This window comes from Streptomyces sp. CB02923 (genome assembly GCF_001905005.1).
Taxonomy (GTDB): domain Bacteria; phylum Actinomycetota; class Actinomycetes; order Streptomycetales; family Streptomycetaceae; genus Streptomyces.
On sequence record NZ_LWKZ01000024.1, the window covers coordinates 729,517 to 745,885 of the forward strand.

Sequence of the window (16,369 nt, forward strand, 5' to 3'; positions counted from 1 at the left end):
GCCCGCGCTCACGTCATCGCCGCCCCCAGCCCCACGAATGCGCAGATGAGGACGGCGAGGATGGCCAGCAGCGGCCACACGAAGCGCAGGTACCTGTTGTAGCCGACCTTGGCCAGCGAGACGCCGCCCATGATGACGGCGGTGGTCGGCACCCACAGGTTCATCCAGCCGCTGGCCGCCTGCCAGGCCGTGACCACCACCGCCCGCGAGACGTGCGCGAAGTCGGCCAGCGGCGCCAGGATCGGCATGGCGAGGGTGGCGTGGCCGGACGTGGAGGGGATGAGGAAGGCCAGCGGCAGGTTGACGACGTAGACCATCATGCCGAACAGCGCCGACGGCGTGCCGGAGACGGCGCCCTCGACGGCGTGCAGGACGGTGTCCGTGATCTTCGCGTTGTTCATGATCGTGGTGACGCCGCGGGCCAGCACGATCACCAGGGCCGGGGAGACGAACTCGGCGACGCCCTGCACGAAGGTCGAGCTGAGCTTCTGTTCGCCCATCCGCGCGATGATCCCGACGAGGATCGAAGCCGTGATGAACAGGGCGGCCAGCTGGGGGAAGGACCAGCCCAGTTCGAAGGCGTACGGCGCGGCGTCGGCGTCCCCGGTGAGCGCCCCGGACCACGGGATCACCGAGAAGATCATGAAGGCGAAGACCAGTGCCACGGTGACCAGCACGGTCTTGTGCAGCCCGGTCAGGGGCGGCGGCTCCGCCGCGTCGTCGGCGACCCGCGCGCGGTCCCGGTCGCCGGGCAGGAAGCCGACGAGGGAGCGGTCCGGGTCGGCCCGTACGCGCTGCGCGTAGCGCACCACGTAGCCGATGGTGACGGCGGTCAGCACCAGCCACATCACCACCCGCAGCGCGATGCCGTCGCCCAGGGAGATGTCGGCGGCGGAGGAGGCCACGCCGGTGGCGAAGGGGTTGACGGTGGAGCACAGGACGCCGATGCCGGCGCCGAGGATGATCGTCGCGGTGGCCACCATCCGGTCGTAGCCGAGCGCCAGCATCAGCGGTACGACCAGGCCGTAGAAGCCGAGTGTCTCCTCGGCGAAGCCCTCGACCGTGCCGAGCAGCGAGAAGACGGCCATCACGCCGATGATCAGCAGGGCGCCGCGGTGGCGCAGGCGGTGGGCCAGCCGGCCGATGCCGCGGTCCAGTGCGCCGGTGGAGAAGACGACCGTGATGAACGCGCCGATGGCGAGGACGAAGAGGAACACGCCCGCGCTGCCGTACAGTTCGCCCGCCAGCGTCGGGCCGACCTGCCCGGTCTTGGTGTCCTGCACTCCGTACAGGCCGTTGACGGGCGACAGGAAGAGGTCGTTGAGCCGGTCGGTGAAGGACTGGCCGGAGGGCGCGCGGTGGTAGGTGCCCTGCTGCGGGGTGCCCTCGGCGTCGCGGTCGTAGGTGCCGGAGGGGATGACGAAGGCCAGGGCCCAGACCGCGAGGGTCACGATGGCCAGGACGGTCAGGGCGCTGGGGAAGGTGAACCTGCGCCGGGGGCGGTCCGGGCCGCCGTCGGCGGTGGCCGTGCCGGTGGCCGGGGGCTGCTCGGCGGTCCGGAGGGTCTCGTCGGGCCGGGGGTTCTCGTCGGGCATCGGGGCGCTCACGCGGCGGCTCCGGTGCGGAAGGCGGCGGCGTATTCGCGCAGGAAGACGGCCTCCGCGAGGACCGCGCCGCGCAGTTCCGAGAGCAGCACCCGTTCGTCGGGGGCGTGCAGGTTGCACTGTTTGTCCTCGGCGCCGAAGATCAGGACCTCGGCTTCCGGGACGGCCCGCGCGAGGCCGTCGACGAGCGGGATGGAGCCGCCGCCCGCGGCGTGCACGGGGTCGGCTCCCCACGCCCGGCGCATCGCGGCCGCGGCGGCGCGGTAGGCGGGTCCGCCGGTACGGGCCTCGAAGCCGGCGCCCGCGTCGCCGGGCGTCACGGTCAGCGGGATGCCGAACGGACGCAGCCGTTCCAGGTGCCGTACGAGCGCGGCGAGGGCCTCCTTCGGGTCCTGGCGGGGGTGGCAGCGCAGGTTGAGCTTGGCGCGGGCGTACGGCACGACGGCCGAGGCGGCGTGGTCCACGGAGGGTGCGTCCAGGCCCATGACGGTGATGGCCGGGCCGCTCCACAGGCGCTCCCCCAGCCCGCCGGAGCCGAGGAGCGGCATCCCTTCCCGTACGCCGGCCAGGTCGCGGAACTCCGTCTCGGTGGGGGCGCTGCCGGCCCACGGTTCGCGGCGCAGCCCTTCGACGGCGACGTCTCCGTGCACGTCGTGGAGGGTGGCCAGGGCGTTGAGGAGGGCGAGCAGGGCGTCCGGGGCGGCGCCGCCGTACTCGCCGCTGTGCACCGCCTCGTCGAGTGTGCGCACTTCCACGGTCAGTTCGGCGGCGCCGCGCAGGCCGGTGACGAGGGTGGGTGTCCCGGCGCGGAGGTTGCCCGCGTCGGCGATGACCATCGCGTCGCAGGCGAAGCGCCCGGGGTCGGTGGGCGGGTAGTCGTCGAAGGCGCTGCCGTACTCCTCCTGCCCCTCGAAGACGATCTTGATGCCGACCGGGGGACGGCCGCCGTGGACGCGCAGCGCGCCGAGGTGGACGAGGAGGTTCGCCTTGCAGTCGGCGATGCCGCGGGCCCGGATGGCGGGGCCGCCGTGCGGGTCCTCGAAGTCGGTGGGTTCGAAGGGCGGTGACGTCCACAGGCGGAGGTCGCCCGCGGGCTGGACGTCGTAGTGGGCGTACAGGAGGACGGTGGGGGCGTCCGGTGTGGGCGGCGGGATGGTGCCGGTGATGACCGGCGCGGTGTCGGGGAGATCCAGCTCGCCGAGGTCCGTGACGCCCGCTGCGCGCAGCAGGGCGCGGAGTTCGTCGCGCGCCGCCAGCACCGGCTCGGGCGGGTGGCCCGGGAAGGCGACCGAGGGGATCGCCGCCAGCCGCTTGAGGTCGTCGCACAGGGAGGGCATCAGGCCGTCCACGGCGGTTTCGAGGTCGTCGGCGGCCGGGGGCGGGGGGCCCGCGGACGCTGTCGGGGGTACGGCGTGCGCGGGTTCGGCCTGCGCGAGGTCGGCCTGCGCGGGTTCGGCCTGCGCGGGTTCGGCGTCCGGGTGCCGGGCGTGCGGTGGGTGGGCGTTCGGGTCCACGGCGGAACCCCTCTCCGTGGCGTCTGGCGCTCACTCGACTGGCGTTCAGGTTCAGTGCGGCAATCGAGCGCACCTCCGGCGCCGTCGGCAGGCGCCGCCCCTCAGGCCGGCGGTCCGCCCAGCGCCATCGCTGCCCTCATCGCCACGTTCCGCAGACCCGTCAGCCGCCGCGCGTGCGCCATCCGGTTCATCAGCCGCGCCGTGCGCACCAGCCGCTGGGTCACGGAACGCCGCTCATGATCATACGTACGGAGGGCCGTCGCCACCTCGGACGACACCCGCAGGGACCGCGCCAACTCCACGGCGTCGACCAGCGCTTCACACGCACCACGTCCCAAATCGGGCGTCATGGCATGGGCGGCGTCGCCGATGAGCGCGGTACGGCCCCTGACGTACGAGGGCAGCGGCGGGTCGAGGTAGTACAGGTCATGGCGCAGCACGCCCGGTTCGTCCAGCTGCTCCAGTACGCGGCGCACGGCGGCGTGCCAGTGCCCGAAGCGGGCGTGCAGCACGTCGGCCTCGCGGCCCGGCTCACGCTGCCCTTCGGGGGCGACGGCGCAGGCGAACCAGTTGGTGCGCCCTCCCGTGGTGGGCGTGATGCCGAACCGCAGCCCTTCACCCCAGGTCTCGGTGACGGTGCCGGTGTCGCCGTCCACCGTGCCGCGCCAGGACGACGCGCCGACGTAGCGGGCGCGGTACCGCGGTCCGAACAGTGTCGTGCGCGAGGCGCTGTTGAGGCCGTCGGCCGCGATCACCGCGTCATACGCGTCCTCCAGCTCCCGGATGTCGTCGACCGGGCGGCCGAAGGTGACCGACCCCTCGCCGCCCGCCGCTTCGTGGAGGAGGGTCAGCAGTCCGGGGCGGGATATCAGGCGGACGACGTCTCCGGTGCGCCGCTGGAGGGCGTCGGCGTCGAGGGTGGCGATCCGTGCGCCGTCGGGGCGCAGGAAGGCGCCCCCGGTCTGCGGCCGGCTCAGGTCCCGCACCTGTTCGCCGATGCCGAGGGTGTCCAGGGCGGCCAGTGCGCCGGGCCACAGTCCGAGGGCGGTACCGGCCGCCGGGAGGCTGCGGGCGCGTTCGAAGACGTCCACGGTCCAGCCGCCGTTGCGCAGGTGGAGGGCGGTGGCGAGGCCGCCGATTCCGCCGCCGACGACGGCTGCCGTACGAGGTGTCGGCTCCATGGCCACACGATACTATGTTTATAGTGGATGGGCACTACAAACATAGTATCGAGGGGTGCGCAGGGTGGCACGACGACGGGACCAGGTCCTGGACGCGGCGATCGGGGTACTGGGCGCGGAGGGGCCGCGCCGCCTGACCTACCAGGCGGTGGACGCCGCGGCGGGGGTGCCGTCCGGCACCACCTCCAACTACTTCCGCAACCGGGCCGCGCTGATCGACGGCATCGTCGGCCACCTGGCGGCGCTGGAGCGCCGCGACTGGGAGGAGTTCGCCCGCCGGGCCGCCCCGTCCGGCGTCCCCGAACTCGCGGCCGCCGTGACACGCTTCATCCTGTACGCGACCGGCCCGGAGCGCGCCAGGACCGCCGCCCGCTACGCCCTCTGCCTGGAAGCCTCCGCCCGCCCCGAGCTGCGCCCCGCGCTCACCCGCGGGCGCGAGGCCGTCGTCGGCTGGGGCACGGAGTGGATGCGGCGTTTCGGGTCACCGGCACCGCAGCGGCACTGCGAGATCCTCTTCGACTACCTCGACGGCATCGCTTTCCACCAACTCTCCTTCCCCGTCGAGGACTTCGACCCAGGGCCGGGCATCGCAGAGCTGCTCGGCCGGCTGCTCGGCGAGCCCGCGGAGCCGCCCGCCACGCCCTGACGGGCGACGCGCCGCGCCACGGCCGAATTCGATGGCCGCGGCCCGTGGCCTGTGGTGGAGTGACGCCGGTGACCACACACGACTCCGAGCGAGCGCGAGCCGCGGCCTACCGTGCGGCGTACGACGAGCAGATGCGGGACCGCGGGTTCGCGCCGGACACCCCGGGCACCGAGCGGGTCGGTCCCGTACTGCGCAGGACCCTCCCGGCACAGGGCGGGCTGATCCTCTACCGCGACCTGGGCGGGCTCGACGGGGCGGAGCTGGACGCCTTCATCGCGGCCCAGCGCGACCACTTCGCCGCCCGCGGCCTGCCCGTCGAGTGGAAGTACCACGGCCATGACCTGCCCGCCGACCTGCCGGACCGGCTGACCGCCGCCGGTTTTGTACCGGGCGAGCAGGAGACGGTCGTCATCGGCGAGGCGGCGCAGGTCGCCGGGCCGCCCGGTGAGCCTCCGCTGCCCGAAGGCGTACGGCTGCGCGACGTCACCGGCCGCGCCGACTTCGACCGGATCGGGGAACTGGCCGAAACCGTCTGGGCCGACGACCGGAGCTGGCTGGCGCCTGCCATGGAGGAGTGGGTGGCGGGGCGCGACGGCGACCCGTGCACGGTGACCGTGGCGGAGTCCCTGGCGGGCGAGGTGGTCTCGGCGGCGTGGGTGCGCTTCCACCAGGGCACCGCCTTCGCCTCCCTGTGGGGCGGCTCGACGCTGCCCAACTGGCGCGGCAAGGGCGTCTACCGCGCCCTGGTCGCGCACCGGGCGGCGCTCGCCGTGGCGCGCGGATTCCGGTACGTACAGGTCGACGCCATGGAGACCAGCCGCCCCATCCTCAACCGGCTGGGCCTGGTCAGCGCCGCCACGACCGTTCCGTACGTCTGGCAGCCGTCCGGAACGGCCGAGGCGGCCAAGGGTGGCTGACGCGCCGATGGTTGGCGCGATCTGACCGGTGACGACCCTCACCGGAGTCTGATAGGAAAGCTTCCTAACGATTGGGATCCCTCACCGCACCACGGCCCTCACCCGGCCCGCTCCCCACTGGAGGACAACCATGCGTGCCCGATCCATAGGCAAGGCGCTCCGCAAGCCCGCCACCGGACTCACCCTCGGCCTGGTCCTGCTCGCCGTACCGGCCACCGCCGTCGCCGGCCCGGCGGTCGCCGCCACCGGCCAGGCACCGGCCGCCGCCCGCGCCACCGCCAAGGCGGCGACCGGCCTGGACGACCCGGCGAAGAAGGAGATCGCCATGCAGTTGGTCGCCAGCGCCGAGAACTCCACGCTGAACTGGCGGAAGAAGTACGGCTACATCGAGGACATCAAGGACGACCGCGGCTACACCGCCGGCATCATCGGCTTCTGTTCCGGCACCGGCGACATGCTCGACCTCGTCGAGCTGTACACCAAGCGCAAGCCCGGCAATATCCTCGCCAAGTACCTGCCCGCGCTGCGCAAGGTCAACGGCAGCGCCTCGCACGCGGGCCTGGACCCGCACTACAAGAAGGACTGGGAGAAGGCCGCCGAGGACCCGGCCTTCCAGCAGGCGCAGAACGACGAGCGGGACCGGGTCTACTTCAACCCGGCGGTCAAGCAGGGCAAGGCCGACAAGATCGGCGTGCTGGGCCAGTTCGCGTACTACGACGCGCTCGTCATGCACGGTGACGGCAGCGACAAGACCAGCTTCTCCAGCATCCGCAAGCGGGCCCTGGCCAAGGCCAAGACCCCGGCCCAGGGCGGCGACGAGAAGGCGTACCTCAACGCCTTCCTGGACGCCCGGGTGTGGGCGATGAAGCAGGAGGAGGCGCACAGCGACACCAGCCGCGTGGACACCGCGCAGCGCGTCTTCCTGAAGAAAGGCAACCTGAACCTGAACCCGCCGCTGGACTGGAAGGTGTACGGGGACTCGTACCACATCGGCTGAGCGAGGCATCGGCCGAGCACGCGGCGGCCCGTACCGATCCGGGAATCCGGCACGGTACGGGCCGCCGGCTCGCGCGGTACGGGCCGTCGGCTCGCGCGGATCAGTGCGCCGGAGCCGTCTGCGCATCCGCGGCGCCCCGCTCCGGCTGCTGCGGGACCACCTCCAGCGGCGGCTCACCGCGCCGCTTGCCGAAGTGGTTGAAGGCGAGGTTGAGCACGATGGCCACGAGGCAGCCGGTGCTGATGCCGGAGTCCAGGACGACCAGCATGTCCTTGGGGAAGTCGTGGTAGAACCGCGGCGCCGCGATCGGTATCAGGCCGATGCCCACCGCGGCCGCGACGATCAGCGCGTTCTCGCCCTTGTCCATCGCGGCCGTGGCCAGGGTCTGGATGCCGCTGGCGGCGACCGAACCGAACAGCACGATGCCCGCGCCGCCCAGCACCGGCAGCGGGACCAGGGAGATCACCGAGGCGGCGACCGGGCACAGGCCCAGCACGATCAGGATCAGGCCACCGGTGGCGACGACGAAGCGGCTGCGCACCTTGGTCATCGCGACCAGGCCGATATTCTGCGCGAAGGCGCTGTTGGCGAAGCCGTTGAAGAGCGGGCTGAGGGCGGTGCCGAGGGTGTCGGCGCGCAGGCCGCCCTCGATGGTGCGCTCGTCGGCGGGCCGGTCCACGATCTTGCCGAGGGCGAGCATGTCGGCGGTGGACTCGGTCATGCAGACGAGCATGACGATGCACATCGAAATCACGGCTGCGGCGTCGAACTGCGGCGCGCCGAAGTGGAACGGTGCCGGGAAGCCGACGGGGTCCGCCTGCGTGATCGTCCCGAAGTCGGTGATGCCGACGGGGATCGCGATCAGCGTCCCGGCGACCAGGCCGAGCAGGATGGATATCTGCTGGAGGAAGCCGCGCAGCACCCGCCGCAGCACCAGCACGATGACGAAGGTGAGCGCCGCCATGCCGATGTTGGTCAGCGAACCGTAGTCGTGGGCCTGTGCGTTGCCGCCCTGGGACCAGTTGAAGGCGACCGGCAGCAGGGAGACGCCGATCAGGGTGATGACGGTGCCGGTGACCACCGGCGGGAAGAACCGCACCAGCTTGGAGAAGTACGGGGCGAGGACGAAGCCGAGGACTCCGGCGACGATGACCGCGCCGAAGATGACGGGCAGTGCGTCGCCGGGGCTCTGGGCCTTGCCGATGGCGACCATCGGCGTGACACCGGCGAACGAGACGCCGTTGACGAACGGCAGCCTGGCGCCGATCTTCCAGAAGCCGAGGGTCTGCAGGAGGGTGGCGATGCCCGCGGTGAAGAGGCTGGCGCCCATCAGGAAGGCGGTCTCGGTGGGGCTGAGCCCGCAGGCCGGGCCGACGATCATCGGCGGGGCCACCACGCCCGCGTACATGGCGGCCACGTGCTGCAGGCCGCTGGTGAACATCTTGAAGGGCGGGAGGGTCTCGTCGACCGGGTGCTTCCGGTCGCCCTGCGCCGTCCGCCCTGGGGTTGCGGCCACTGCGGGCCTCCTTCGATTTCTGCGCCGCGAGGGGGAAGCGGCGCGATGCTGTCACGGAGGGCGTGCGTCGGGTGCGGTGGTGCAGCGGTCCGCGCTTGTGGCGCGTCGGAGCGGTGACGGGTGGTCACGTGGAGACGGGTGGTCACGTAAGCGCGAAGGGGTCGCCGCATATGGCTGACGGTTCGTCATATACGGGCCATGGGGGGTGACGATGCGCGGCATTACCGGGCCGGGGGCACGAAGGGACCTCCGTGCCCCCGGGTTCCGGCGCTGGTGGATCCCGCTCGGATCCACCAGCTCCCGGCCGGGGCCGTCCCCCCGGCCGAGTTCTCGGGCCGCCGCCGGGCGGGGATCAGCCCCCGGCGGCGATGCGGGCCAGGCGCTGGGCCTCGGCCCGCGCGGTGCGGGCGATGGCGTCCTCGTCGGCGTTGGTCAGGCGGCCGTCCTCGACCACCGGCGCGCCGCCGACCAGCGACAGGGTGACGGGCGCCGCCGCGCCGAAGACCAGGGCGGTCACCGGGTCGGCGATGGTGGAGTGGGCCAGGCCGTCCAGCTTCCACAGCACCAGGTCGGCCAGCTTGCCGGCCTCCAGGGAGCCGATCTCCGCCCTACGGCCCAGGACCCGGGCGCCGCCGAAGGTGCCCAGGCGCAGGGCCTTGCGGGCGTCGAGGGCGGCTTCGCGGTGTGCGCTCAGCCGGTTGATCAGCAGCGCGTTGCGCAGTTCGGTGTGGAGTTCACCGCTCTCGTTGGAGGCGGTGCCGTCCACGCCGAGGCCGACCGGTACGCCGGCCGCGAGCATGTCGGGTACGCGGGCGATGCCTGCGGCCAGCCGCGCGTTGGAGGACGGGCAGTGGGCGACGCCGGTCCTCGTCCGGGCGAAGGCGGCGATGTCGGAGTCGTTCATGTGGACGCAGTGCGCCATCCACACGTCCTCGCCGAGCCAGCCGGTGGACTCGAAGTAGTCGGTCGGGCCCATGCCGAACAGCTCGTGGCAGAACTTCTCCTCCTCGACCGTCTCCGAGCCGTGGGTGTGCATCCGCACGCCCTTGCGCCGGGCCAACGCGGCCCCTTCACGCAGGAGTTCGGTGGATATGGAGAACGGGGAGCAGGGCGCGGCGGCGATGTGCACCATCGACCCGAAGGAGGCGTCGTGGTACGTGTCGATGGCCTCCTCGGTGGCCAGCAGCGCGCCCTCGGTGGTCTCGACGGCGAAGTCCGGCGGCAGTCCCCCGTCCTTCTCGCTGCGGTCCATCGAGCCGCGGGCCAGGGTGATGCGGGCGCCGATCTCCCGGGCCGCGGCCAGTTCGGCGCCGACCAGGTCGCCGGAGCCCCGCGGGAAGACGTAGTGGTGGTCGGAGGCGGTGGTGACACCGCCCTTGACCATCATGGCCAGCGAACCCTGGGTGGCGGCGGCGAGCATCGGCGCGTCGATACGGGCCCAGGTCGGGTACAGGGCCACCAGCCAGTTGAAGAGGTTGTGGTCGGTGGCCAGGCCGCGAGTGATCCACTGGTAGAAGTGGTGGTGGGTGTTGACCAGGCCGGGGGTGACGAGGTGGCCGGTGCCGTCGATACGGCGGACGACGTTCTCCAGGCCCGCGGGGGCCCGGCCCGCGCCCACCGATTCGATGAGGTGGCCGGCGACGACGACGTGGCCCGAGGCGTACTCGGTGTCCGCGGCGTCGACGGTCGCGATGGCACAGTTCTCGATGACGATGCGCTGCTTCACCGTGCTGTCAAGGGCTGCCATGGTGCGTCCTCTTGCTTTCCTGTAGGGGTCGGGCACGGCAGGGCCCTACGGGATTTGAGTGCCGGAGCCGGGCGAGGCGGCTGACAGGACTGCTGCCCCCTTGGTGCTCCGGGTGCCGAGATGGTGGAAGAACAGGTTGAGCAGGACCGCGACGAGCGCCCCGGCGCTGATGCCGGAGCCGAGCACGGTCTGCGCCCAGGCGGGGAAGTCCTCGTAGAACGTCGGGGCGGCGAGCGGGATGATGCCCGCGCCCAGCGATACGGCCACCAATATGATGTTGGAGCTGTCGTCGAGACCGGCCTCGGAGAGCGTACGGATGCCGCTGACCGCGATCGAGCCGAACAGGACGAGGCCGGCGCCGCCGAGGACGGGCATCGGTACGAGGTTGACGACCGCGCCGAGCACGGGGAAGGCGCCGAGGACGAGCAGGGTGGCGCCCGCGACGGCGACGACGTAGCGGCTGCGTACCCGGGTCAGCGAGACGACGCCGACGTTCTGCGCGAAGGCGCTGGTGGGAAAGCCGCCGAAGATCGGCCCCACGAGGGTGGCGATGCCGTCGGTGCGCAGGCCGCGGGTGATGGTCTGCCCGGTCGTGCGCCGTTCGCAGATCTCGCCCAGGGCGAGCATCCCGGCCGCCGACTCCGTCATCAGGACCAGCATGACGATGCACAGGGACAGCACGGCGGCGGGCTGGAACTCCGGCGCGCCGAAGGCGAAGGGGGTGGGGAGCGCGACGACGGGCGCCGCGCGCAGCGCGTCGAAACTCGCCAGGCCGAACGGGACCGCGGCGAGGGTACCGGCGACCAGGCCCAGGAGCAGGGCGATCTGCTTGACGAAGCCGCGGGTGAAGCGCTGGATCAGCAGGATGACCACGAGCGTGAAGGCGGCCAGCGCCAGGTACTTCATGGAGCCGAAGTCCGCGGCCTCCTTGTCGCCGCCCTGGGCCCAGCCGACCGGCACCGGCATCAGAGTGACACCGATGAGCGTGATGACGACTCCGGTGACCAGCGGCGGGAAGTAGCGCAGCAGTCTGCCGAAGAACGGGCCGACGGTCAGACAGAAGGCACCGGCGACCATCACCGCCCCGTAGATGGCGGGCAGTTGGTGGCCTTTGGCGGTGGTCTCGGCAATGGCGAGCATCGGGGTGATGCCCGCCGAGGAGGCGGCGTTGACGAACGGCAGCCGGTTGCCGGCGAACTTCCCGGCACCGAGGGTCTGCAGGAGGGTCGCGAGACCGGCGATCAGCAGGCTGGCGGCGATCAGCCGGGTGCGGCCCGCGGTGTCCAGGCCGGTGGCCTGGCCGATGATGAGCGGAGGGGTGACGACGCCGGCGTACATGGCGGCGATGTGCTGCAGGGCGGCGGGGACGAGCCGCTTGGGAGCCGGCTTCTCGTCCACCGGGTGGACCGGTGGGACGGGGTGTTTCTCAACGTGCGGTGGCTGTGCCATGGGTCGTTCCCCTCAGGATTCGCGGGACCCTCCCCGCTGCGGGACGGGGAGGGACGGCGAGGCACGGCGCTGCGTCGGGAGCCGTCAGAGGTTGGTCAGATCCATCGGGATCTCGGCTTCGACACCGTCGCGCAGGACAGTGGCTTCTATCAGGCCGTACGGGCGGTCCGCCGCGTAGTAGACCTCATGGTCGTTCTTCAGGCCGAACGGCTCCAGATCCACGAGGAAGTGGTGCTTGTTCGGCAGCGAGAACCGCACCTCGTCGATCTCCGCGCGGTTGTTGATGATCCGTGAGCCCATCTGGTACAGGGTCTGCTGGAGCGAGAGGCTGTAGGTCTCCGCGAAGGCGTCCAGCATGTGCTTCCTCACCTGGGCGTACGAGCGCTCCCAGTGGGGCATCCGCTGGTCGTCGTCGGTCCAGTTGAACCGCCAGCGGCCGGAGACCTCGGTGGCCAGGATGCGGTCGTACGCCTCCTTGAGCGTCGTGTACTTGTCCTTGATGTAGCCCCAGAACTCGGAGTTGGTGGAGTTCATCACGACGAGGTCCTTCAGGCCGGAGACGACCTGCCAGCGCTCACCGTCGTAGGTGATCTGCGTCAGCCGGGTCTCCTGGCCCTTGCGGACGAAGGAGTGCCGGACCTCGTCGGCGCCGATGAACTTCGCGTTCGCCTCGGAGGTCTCGATGCGCTCCCAGGCGTACTCCTCGATGCGGATGCGGGCCCGGTGGATCGGTTCCTGGCCGGTGACGAAGTGCCGGGCCAGGTGGATGCCGAACTGCTCGGCCGACTCGATGCCGTGCTCCTTGGCGAAGGCGTACACGGTGTTCTTCGTCGTGTCGGTGGGCAGGCAGTGGGCGTTGGAGCCGGAGAGGTGGACCTCTTCGAGGTCGCCGGAGAGCGCGACCGAGACGTTGAGGTCCTTGATGTGGTGGGTGTCACCGTCCCGGGTGATGCGGACGACGCGGTTTTCGGCCTTGCCGTACTGGTTCTGACCGAGAATCGCAGGGCGGGCAGGGCGGGAGGAGGCCGGGTGGGCAGGGTGGGAGGAGATGGGCATGTCGGTGCTAGCTCCCTCGGTATACGGAGTAGCCGAACGGGTTGAGCAGCAGCGGTACGTGGTAGTGCTCACCCGGGTCGACGGCGAAGGTGATCGCCACCTCCGGGAAGAAAGCTCCGCTGTCCCTTACGCGGGGGGCGTCCTGCTGTTCCTCGGCTTGCTGGTCGGCCGTGTCGGCCTTGCTGGCGAGGTACGCCTCGGTGTCGAAGTCCAGGCGTACGTGGGTGGTGCCCTCCGGCAGCGCCGGCAGGTCCTTGCAGCGCCCGTCCGCGTCGGTCCCGGAGGCGCCGTGGGCGCTCCAGGCGGCGTCGCGTCCGGAGCGTACCGACAGGGTGAGGGCGATGCCCTCCGCGGGACGGCCCACGCTGGTGTCCAGGATGTGTGTGGACACCGACGTCTCGTGGCGGGCCGTCTCGCTGCTCATGGTCGTGCTCCTTCTGCGGCGTCTGCCGGATCTGCTGGATCTGCCGGATCTGCCGGGTCCGCCGCGTCCTCGACGAGGCGGCCCAGCCGGATGCGATTGATCTTGCCCAGTTCTCTGCGCACGATCTCGCGTTCGTGTTCCGGCGTGTTGTCGAGCCGGTTACGGGCGGCGTCCCGCATCTGCTCACCGGTCCGGCCGGTGGCGCAGATCAGGAAGACATGCCCGAACTTCTCCTGGTAGGCGAGGTTCAGTTCGAGCATCTCGGCCTTGAGGTCCGCGCCGGCTCCGGACATCCCCCGCTGTTCGCGGGAGGAGGTCGCGTCGCCCGGCGTGGGCCGGCCGATGGGCGGGTGACCGGCCATCGCCTCGGCCAGGTCCGCCGCGGTCAGCTCGGCCATGGCGGCGTCGCTGGCGGCGAACAGGGCGTCGGTGGTGGCGTACGGGCGCCGGGCGAGGAGGTGGGTTCCCCATGTTTCGCTGGCGCACGCCTCGTACAGTGCGGCACGGGCCGCGCTGTCGGCCGAGGCGTTGAACCGGGCGAGACCCGGCGTCGGATTCGAAGACACGGGAAGCCTCCGTGGCCTGGTGCTGTACGGGCTCTGCTTGGCTGGAAACAGCTAAGACCTCCGGCAACATCACGTCAACACTTTGTTGAAAACTCGGCAACAAGAAAGCCGCCGTCCGGTTCGCCCGGACGGCGGCATGCACGGATATCCCCTGCCCCGGGTCAGTCGGCGCCCTTCGCCGCGTTGTCCCTGTTCAGGTAGTTGTAAACGGTGAAGCGGCTGACGCCGAGCGCTCCGGCGACCGTCTCGACCCCGTGACGCACGGAGAACGCGCCGCGCGCCTCCAGGATGCGTACCACCGACTGCTTGGTCCGGCGGTCCAGTTCGCTCAGCGGCACGCCGTGCCGGCGCTGGAGCTCGGCCAGGAGATGGTCCAGCGAGTCGGACAGGTGCGGCAGCCGCACGGCCACCCGGTCCTGCCCTTCCCAGGCCAGCACCACATCGTCACCCTGCGCCTGCTCCGGCGCAACCAGTTCCGCGCCCATCGCGTCCACCAGCGGCTTCACCGCCTGGACGAACGGGTGATCGGCGGGCTCGGTCACGTGACGTCCTCTCCGGCCGGCGCGATCACGTTGACCTGGAGGGAGACCCGGGTGGCACCGGCCTCCAGGGACTTGCGCAGCAGCGCGTCCACCGCGGAGAGCACCTTCTCGCCCTCCCCTTCGGCGGTGTTGCCGAACGGGCCGACGTCGACGGCGTCCAGCCCGGCGCCCGTGATGATCTCGCGCCCCACGACCGCATGGGCGGGCGCTTCGTCCAGATCGAACGGTTCCGTCGTGAATTCCACTCGCAATCGCACCATGCCCCCAAACTAGCGCCGCCGGTCCGCGCCCCGCCCCGGACCCCGGAACTCGCCCGCCCGCGGCGACGGCGAACCGGTGCCGCACCCCCCGGCCTTGCGCATCCACCTCTTGACAGGTCGCGAGATCCGCAGGCAATGTTCCAACCAGCAGAAACAAAGTTCCGCAATACGGAAGGGCGCTCACCCCTCATGGGTTTCTCGGACGCGCGTTTCAACGTCAACCTGTCGATCCTGTTCACCGAACTGCCCCTACTGGAACGCCCCGCGGCCGCCGCGGCCGCCGGCTTCGGCGCGGTGGAGCTGTGGTGGCCGTGGGTGGATGCCCCGGTGCCCGAGCAGCGGGAGCTGGACGCGCTGCGCGACGCCCTGCGCGACGCGGGCACCCGGCTGGTCGGGCTGAACTTCTACGCCGGGCGGCTGCCCGGCCCCGACCGCGGCGCCCTGTCCGTCCCCGGCGAGGAATCCGAGCGCTTTCGCGCGAACGTGGAGGTGGCCGCGGACTTCGCACAGTCACTGGGCTGCACCGCGCTGAACGCCCTGTACGGCAACCGCGTCGAGGGCGCCGACCCGGCCGCCCAGGACGCCCTGGCGCTGGAGAACCTGGCACTGGCCGCCCGCGCCGCCCACCGCGTCGGCGCCACCCTGCTGATCGAGGCGCTCAACGCCCCCGAGTCGCCGCACTGCCCGATCGTCTCGGCGCCCAAGGCCATCGAGGTGATCGACGCGGTCAACGCCGCCACCGGCCTGGGCAACGCGACATTCCTGATGGACCTGTACCACCTGTCGATGAACGGCGAGGACCTGCACGAGGTCATCGACCGCTACACCGACCGGACCGGCCACGTCCAGATCGCCGACAACCCCGGCCGCGGCGCCCCCGGCACCGGAACCCTGCCCCTCGCCGACCTCCTCGACCGCCTGCGCAAGAACGGCTACGACGGCTGGACCGGCCTGGAATACAAGCCCGGCGACCGCCCCAGCGACCGGTCCTTCGACTGGCTGCCGCGCCCCCTGCGCGCCGCGCACTGACCCCGGACCACGAAAGGCACCTTCGTTATGAGCACTCTCCCCAAGATCGCGTGGATCGGGCTGGGCATCATGGGCGCGCCCATGGCCGAAAACCTGCTCAAGGCCGGCTATGAGGTCACGGGCCACACCCTGGAACCGGACAAGCTGGAGCGCCTGGCCGCCGCCGGCGGCACCCCCGCCGCCTCGATCGCCGAAGCCGTGCGCGAGGCCGACGTCGTCATCACCATGGTGCCCGCCTCCCCGCAGGTCGAAGCCATCGCGTACGGCCCCGACGGCATCCTGGAGCACGCCCGCGGCGGCGCCCTGCTCATCGACATGTCCTCCATCACCCCCCGGACCTCCGTCGATCTGGCCACCGCCGCGGCCGGCAAGGGCATCCGGGTCCTGGACGCCCCGGTCTCCGGCGGTGAGGCCGGGGCCGTCGAGGCGGTGCTGTCCATCATGGTCGGCGGCCACCAGGAGGACTTCGACGCCGCCCGCCCGCTGTTCGAGGTCCTGGGCAAGACCATCGTGCGCTGCGGCCCGCACGGCGCCGGGCAGACCGTCAAGGCCGCCAACCAGCTCATCGTCGCCGTCAACCTCCAGGCCTGCGCCGAGGCCGTCGTGTTCCTGGAGAAGTCCGGCGTCGACCTCGGCGCCGCCCTGGACGTCCTGAACGGCGGCCTGGCCGGCTCCACCGTCCTGACCCGCAAGAAGGACAACTTCCGCACCCGCGACTTCCGGCCCGGCTTCCGCATCGACCTGCACCACAAGGACATGGGCATCGTCACCGACGCCGCCCGCGCCGTCGGCGCCGCCCTGCCCGTCGGCGGCGTCGTCGCCGGTCTCGTCGCCTCCCTCCGCGCCCAGGGCGACGGCGGCCTGGACCACTCCGCCCTCCTGCGCGGCGTCGAACGCCTCTCCGGCCACACCACCGGCTGA

16 protein-coding genes are annotated in these 16,369 nt (G+C 71.6%); 5 read left to right on the plus strand and 11 right to left on the minus strand.

Features of this window, described 5'->3' with window-relative positions:
* Nucleotides 1–8: 8 nt before the first annotated feature.
* The 3 genes from A6A06_RS26405 to A6A06_RS26415 form a co-directional block, all read right to left on the minus strand.
* Nucleotides 9–1,595: a YfcC family protein gene (locus A6A06_RS26405; protein ID WP_079194407.1), complete on the minus strand. Its 1,587-nt coding sequence runs from the start codon at nucleotides 1,593–1,595 to the stop codon at nucleotides 9–11.
* Nucleotides 1,596–1,603: 8 nt separating this feature from the next.
* The gene (locus A6A06_RS26410) at nucleotides 1,604–3,118 is read right to left on the minus strand and encodes a M20/M25/M40 family metallo-hydrolase (protein WP_274535890.1); all 1,515 of its coding nucleotides are present in this window, start codon (nucleotides 3,116–3,118) and stop codon (nucleotides 1,604–1,606) included.
* A gap of 101 nt (nucleotides 3,119–3,219) precedes the next feature.
* Nucleotides 3,220–4,299 (minus strand): FAD-dependent monooxygenase, encoded by a 1,080-nt coding sequence (locus A6A06_RS26415; RefSeq protein WP_073763946.1) that lies wholly within the window; start codon nucleotides 4,297–4,299, stop codon nucleotides 3,220–3,222.
* A 64-nt stretch (nucleotides 4,300–4,363) separates the two neighbouring features.
* Here A6A06_RS26415 and A6A06_RS26420 point away from each other — a divergent pair, with 64 nt between their 5' ends.
* The 3 genes from A6A06_RS26420 (at nucleotide 4,364) to A6A06_RS26430 (ending at nucleotide 6,859) form a co-directional block, all read left to right on the plus strand.
* Complete coding sequence (locus A6A06_RS26420; RefSeq protein ID WP_073763948.1) at nucleotides 4,364–4,945, plus strand: TetR/AcrR family transcriptional regulator; 582 nt, start codon at nucleotides 4,364–4,366, stop codon at nucleotides 4,943–4,945.
* A gap of 68 nt (nucleotides 4,946–5,013) precedes the next feature.
* Nucleotides 5,014–5,862 carry a GNAT family N-acetyltransferase gene (locus tag A6A06_RS26425; RefSeq protein WP_079194352.1) on the plus strand — a complete coding sequence of 283 codons (849 nt, stop codon included), beginning with the start codon at nucleotides 5,014–5,016 and terminating at the stop codon, nucleotides 5,860–5,862.
* A gap of 130 nt (nucleotides 5,863–5,992) precedes the next feature.
* The gene (locus tag A6A06_RS26430; RefSeq protein ID WP_073763950.1) at nucleotides 5,993–6,859 is read left to right on the plus strand and encodes a chitosanase; all 867 of its coding nucleotides are present in this window, start codon (nucleotides 5,993–5,995) and stop codon (nucleotides 6,857–6,859) included.
* A 100-nt stretch (nucleotides 6,860–6,959) separates the two neighbouring features.
* Here A6A06_RS26430 and A6A06_RS26435 read toward each other — a convergent pair whose 3' ends face one another.
* From A6A06_RS26435 to A6A06_RS26470, 8 genes are all read right to left on the minus strand, one after another.
* Complete coding sequence (locus tag A6A06_RS26435; protein ID WP_242440990.1) at nucleotides 6,960–8,300, minus strand: nucleobase:cation symporter-2 family protein; 1,341 nt, start codon at nucleotides 8,298–8,300, stop codon at nucleotides 6,960–6,962.
* 427 nt (nucleotides 8,301–8,727) lie between these two features.
* A complete protein-coding gene (locus A6A06_RS26440; RefSeq protein ID WP_073763954.1) occupies nucleotides 8,728–10,122 on the minus strand; it encodes an 8-oxoguanine deaminase in 1,395 nt (464 codons plus the stop codon).
* Nucleotides 10,123–10,167: 45 nt separating this feature from the next.
* Nucleotides 10,168–11,571, minus strand: a complete 1,404-nt coding sequence (locus tag A6A06_RS26445; RefSeq protein WP_073763956.1) for a nucleobase:cation symporter-2 family protein — start codon at nucleotides 11,569–11,571, stop codon at nucleotides 10,168–10,170.
* Nucleotides 11,572–11,655: 84 nt separating this feature from the next.
* Nucleotides 11,656–12,627: a factor-independent urate hydroxylase gene (pucL, locus tag A6A06_RS26450; RefSeq protein ID WP_073763958.1), complete on the minus strand. Its 972-nt coding sequence runs from the start codon at nucleotides 12,625–12,627 to the stop codon at nucleotides 11,656–11,658.
* Nucleotides 12,628–12,634: 7 nt separating this feature from the next.
* Entirely contained in the window at nucleotides 12,635–13,051 is a 417-nt protein-coding gene (gene uraH / locus A6A06_RS26455; RefSeq protein ID WP_073763960.1) for a hydroxyisourate hydrolase, read from the minus strand.
* Nucleotides 13,048–13,617, minus strand: coding sequence for a 2-oxo-4-hydroxy-4-carboxy-5-ureidoimidazoline decarboxylase (gene uraD, locus A6A06_RS26460; protein WP_073763962.1), 570 nt, complete (start codon nucleotides 13,615–13,617; stop codon nucleotides 13,048–13,050). Before uraD ends, uraH begins: the two co-directional genes overlap by 4 nt.
* A 161-nt stretch (nucleotides 13,618–13,778) precedes the next feature.
* Nucleotides 13,779–14,159 carry a helix-turn-helix domain-containing protein gene (locus A6A06_RS26465; RefSeq protein WP_073763964.1) on the minus strand — a complete coding sequence of 127 codons (381 nt, stop codon included), beginning with the start codon at nucleotides 14,157–14,159 and terminating at the stop codon, nucleotides 13,779–13,781.
* The gene (locus tag A6A06_RS26470) at nucleotides 14,156–14,416 is read right to left on the minus strand and encodes a hypothetical protein (protein WP_073764656.1); all 261 of its coding nucleotides are present in this window, start codon (nucleotides 14,414–14,416) and stop codon (nucleotides 14,156–14,158) included. The genes A6A06_RS26465 and A6A06_RS26470 overlap by 4 nt, the downstream gene beginning before the upstream one ends.
* A gap of 192 nt (nucleotides 14,417–14,608) precedes the next feature.
* On the opposite strand from A6A06_RS26470, the gene A6A06_RS26475 reads away from it, so the two are divergent.
* Complete coding sequence (locus A6A06_RS26475; protein WP_073763966.1) at nucleotides 14,609–15,448, plus strand: TIM barrel protein; 840 nt, start codon at nucleotides 14,609–14,611, stop codon at nucleotides 15,446–15,448.
* Nucleotides 15,449–15,475: 27 nt separating this feature from the next.
* Nucleotides 15,476–16,369 (plus strand): 2-hydroxy-3-oxopropionate reductase, encoded by an 894-nt coding sequence (locus A6A06_RS26480; RefSeq protein ID WP_073763968.1) that lies wholly within the window; start codon nucleotides 15,476–15,478, stop codon nucleotides 16,367–16,369.

What these genes read in the sequence shown, in the direction of transcription:
- A6A06_RS26405 (WP_079194407.1), bottom strand. Translation starts at nt 1,595, where the DNA reads ATGCCCGACGAGAACCCCCGGCCCGACGAGACCCTCCGGACCGCCGAG.
- A6A06_RS26415 (WP_073763946.1), bottom strand. Translation starts at nt 4,299, where the DNA reads ATGGAGCCGACACCTCGTACGGCAGCCGTCGTCGGCGGCGGAATCGGC.
- A6A06_RS26430 (WP_073763950.1), top strand. Translation starts at nt 5,993, where the DNA reads ATGCGTGCCCGATCCATAGGCAAGGCGCTCCGCAAGCCCGCCACCGGA.
- A6A06_RS26435 (WP_242440990.1), bottom strand. Translation starts at nt 8,300, where the DNA reads ATGTTCACCAGCGGCCTGCAGCACGTGGCCGCCATGTACGCGGGCGTG.
- A6A06_RS26440 (WP_073763954.1), bottom strand. Translation starts at nt 10,122, where the DNA reads ATGGCAGCCCTTGACAGCACGGTGAAGCAGCGCATCGTCATCGAGAAC.
- A6A06_RS26445 (WP_073763956.1), bottom strand. Translation starts at nt 11,571, where the DNA reads ATGGCACAGCCACCGCACGTTGAGAAACACCCCGTCCCACCGGTCCAC.
- pucL (WP_073763958.1), bottom strand. Translation starts at nt 12,627, where the DNA reads ATGCCCATCTCCTCCCACCCTGCCCACCCGGCCTCCTCCCGCCCTGCC.
- uraH (WP_073763960.1), bottom strand. Translation starts at nt 13,051, where the DNA reads ATGAGCAGCGAGACGGCCCGCCACGAGACGTCGGTGTCCACACACATC.
- A6A06_RS26475 (WP_073763966.1), top strand. Translation starts at nt 14,609, where the DNA reads ATGGGTTTCTCGGACGCGCGTTTCAACGTCAACCTGTCGATCCTGTTC.
- A6A06_RS26480 (WP_073763968.1), top strand. Translation starts at nt 15,476, where the DNA reads ATGAGCACTCTCCCCAAGATCGCGTGGATCGGGCTGGGCATCATGGGC.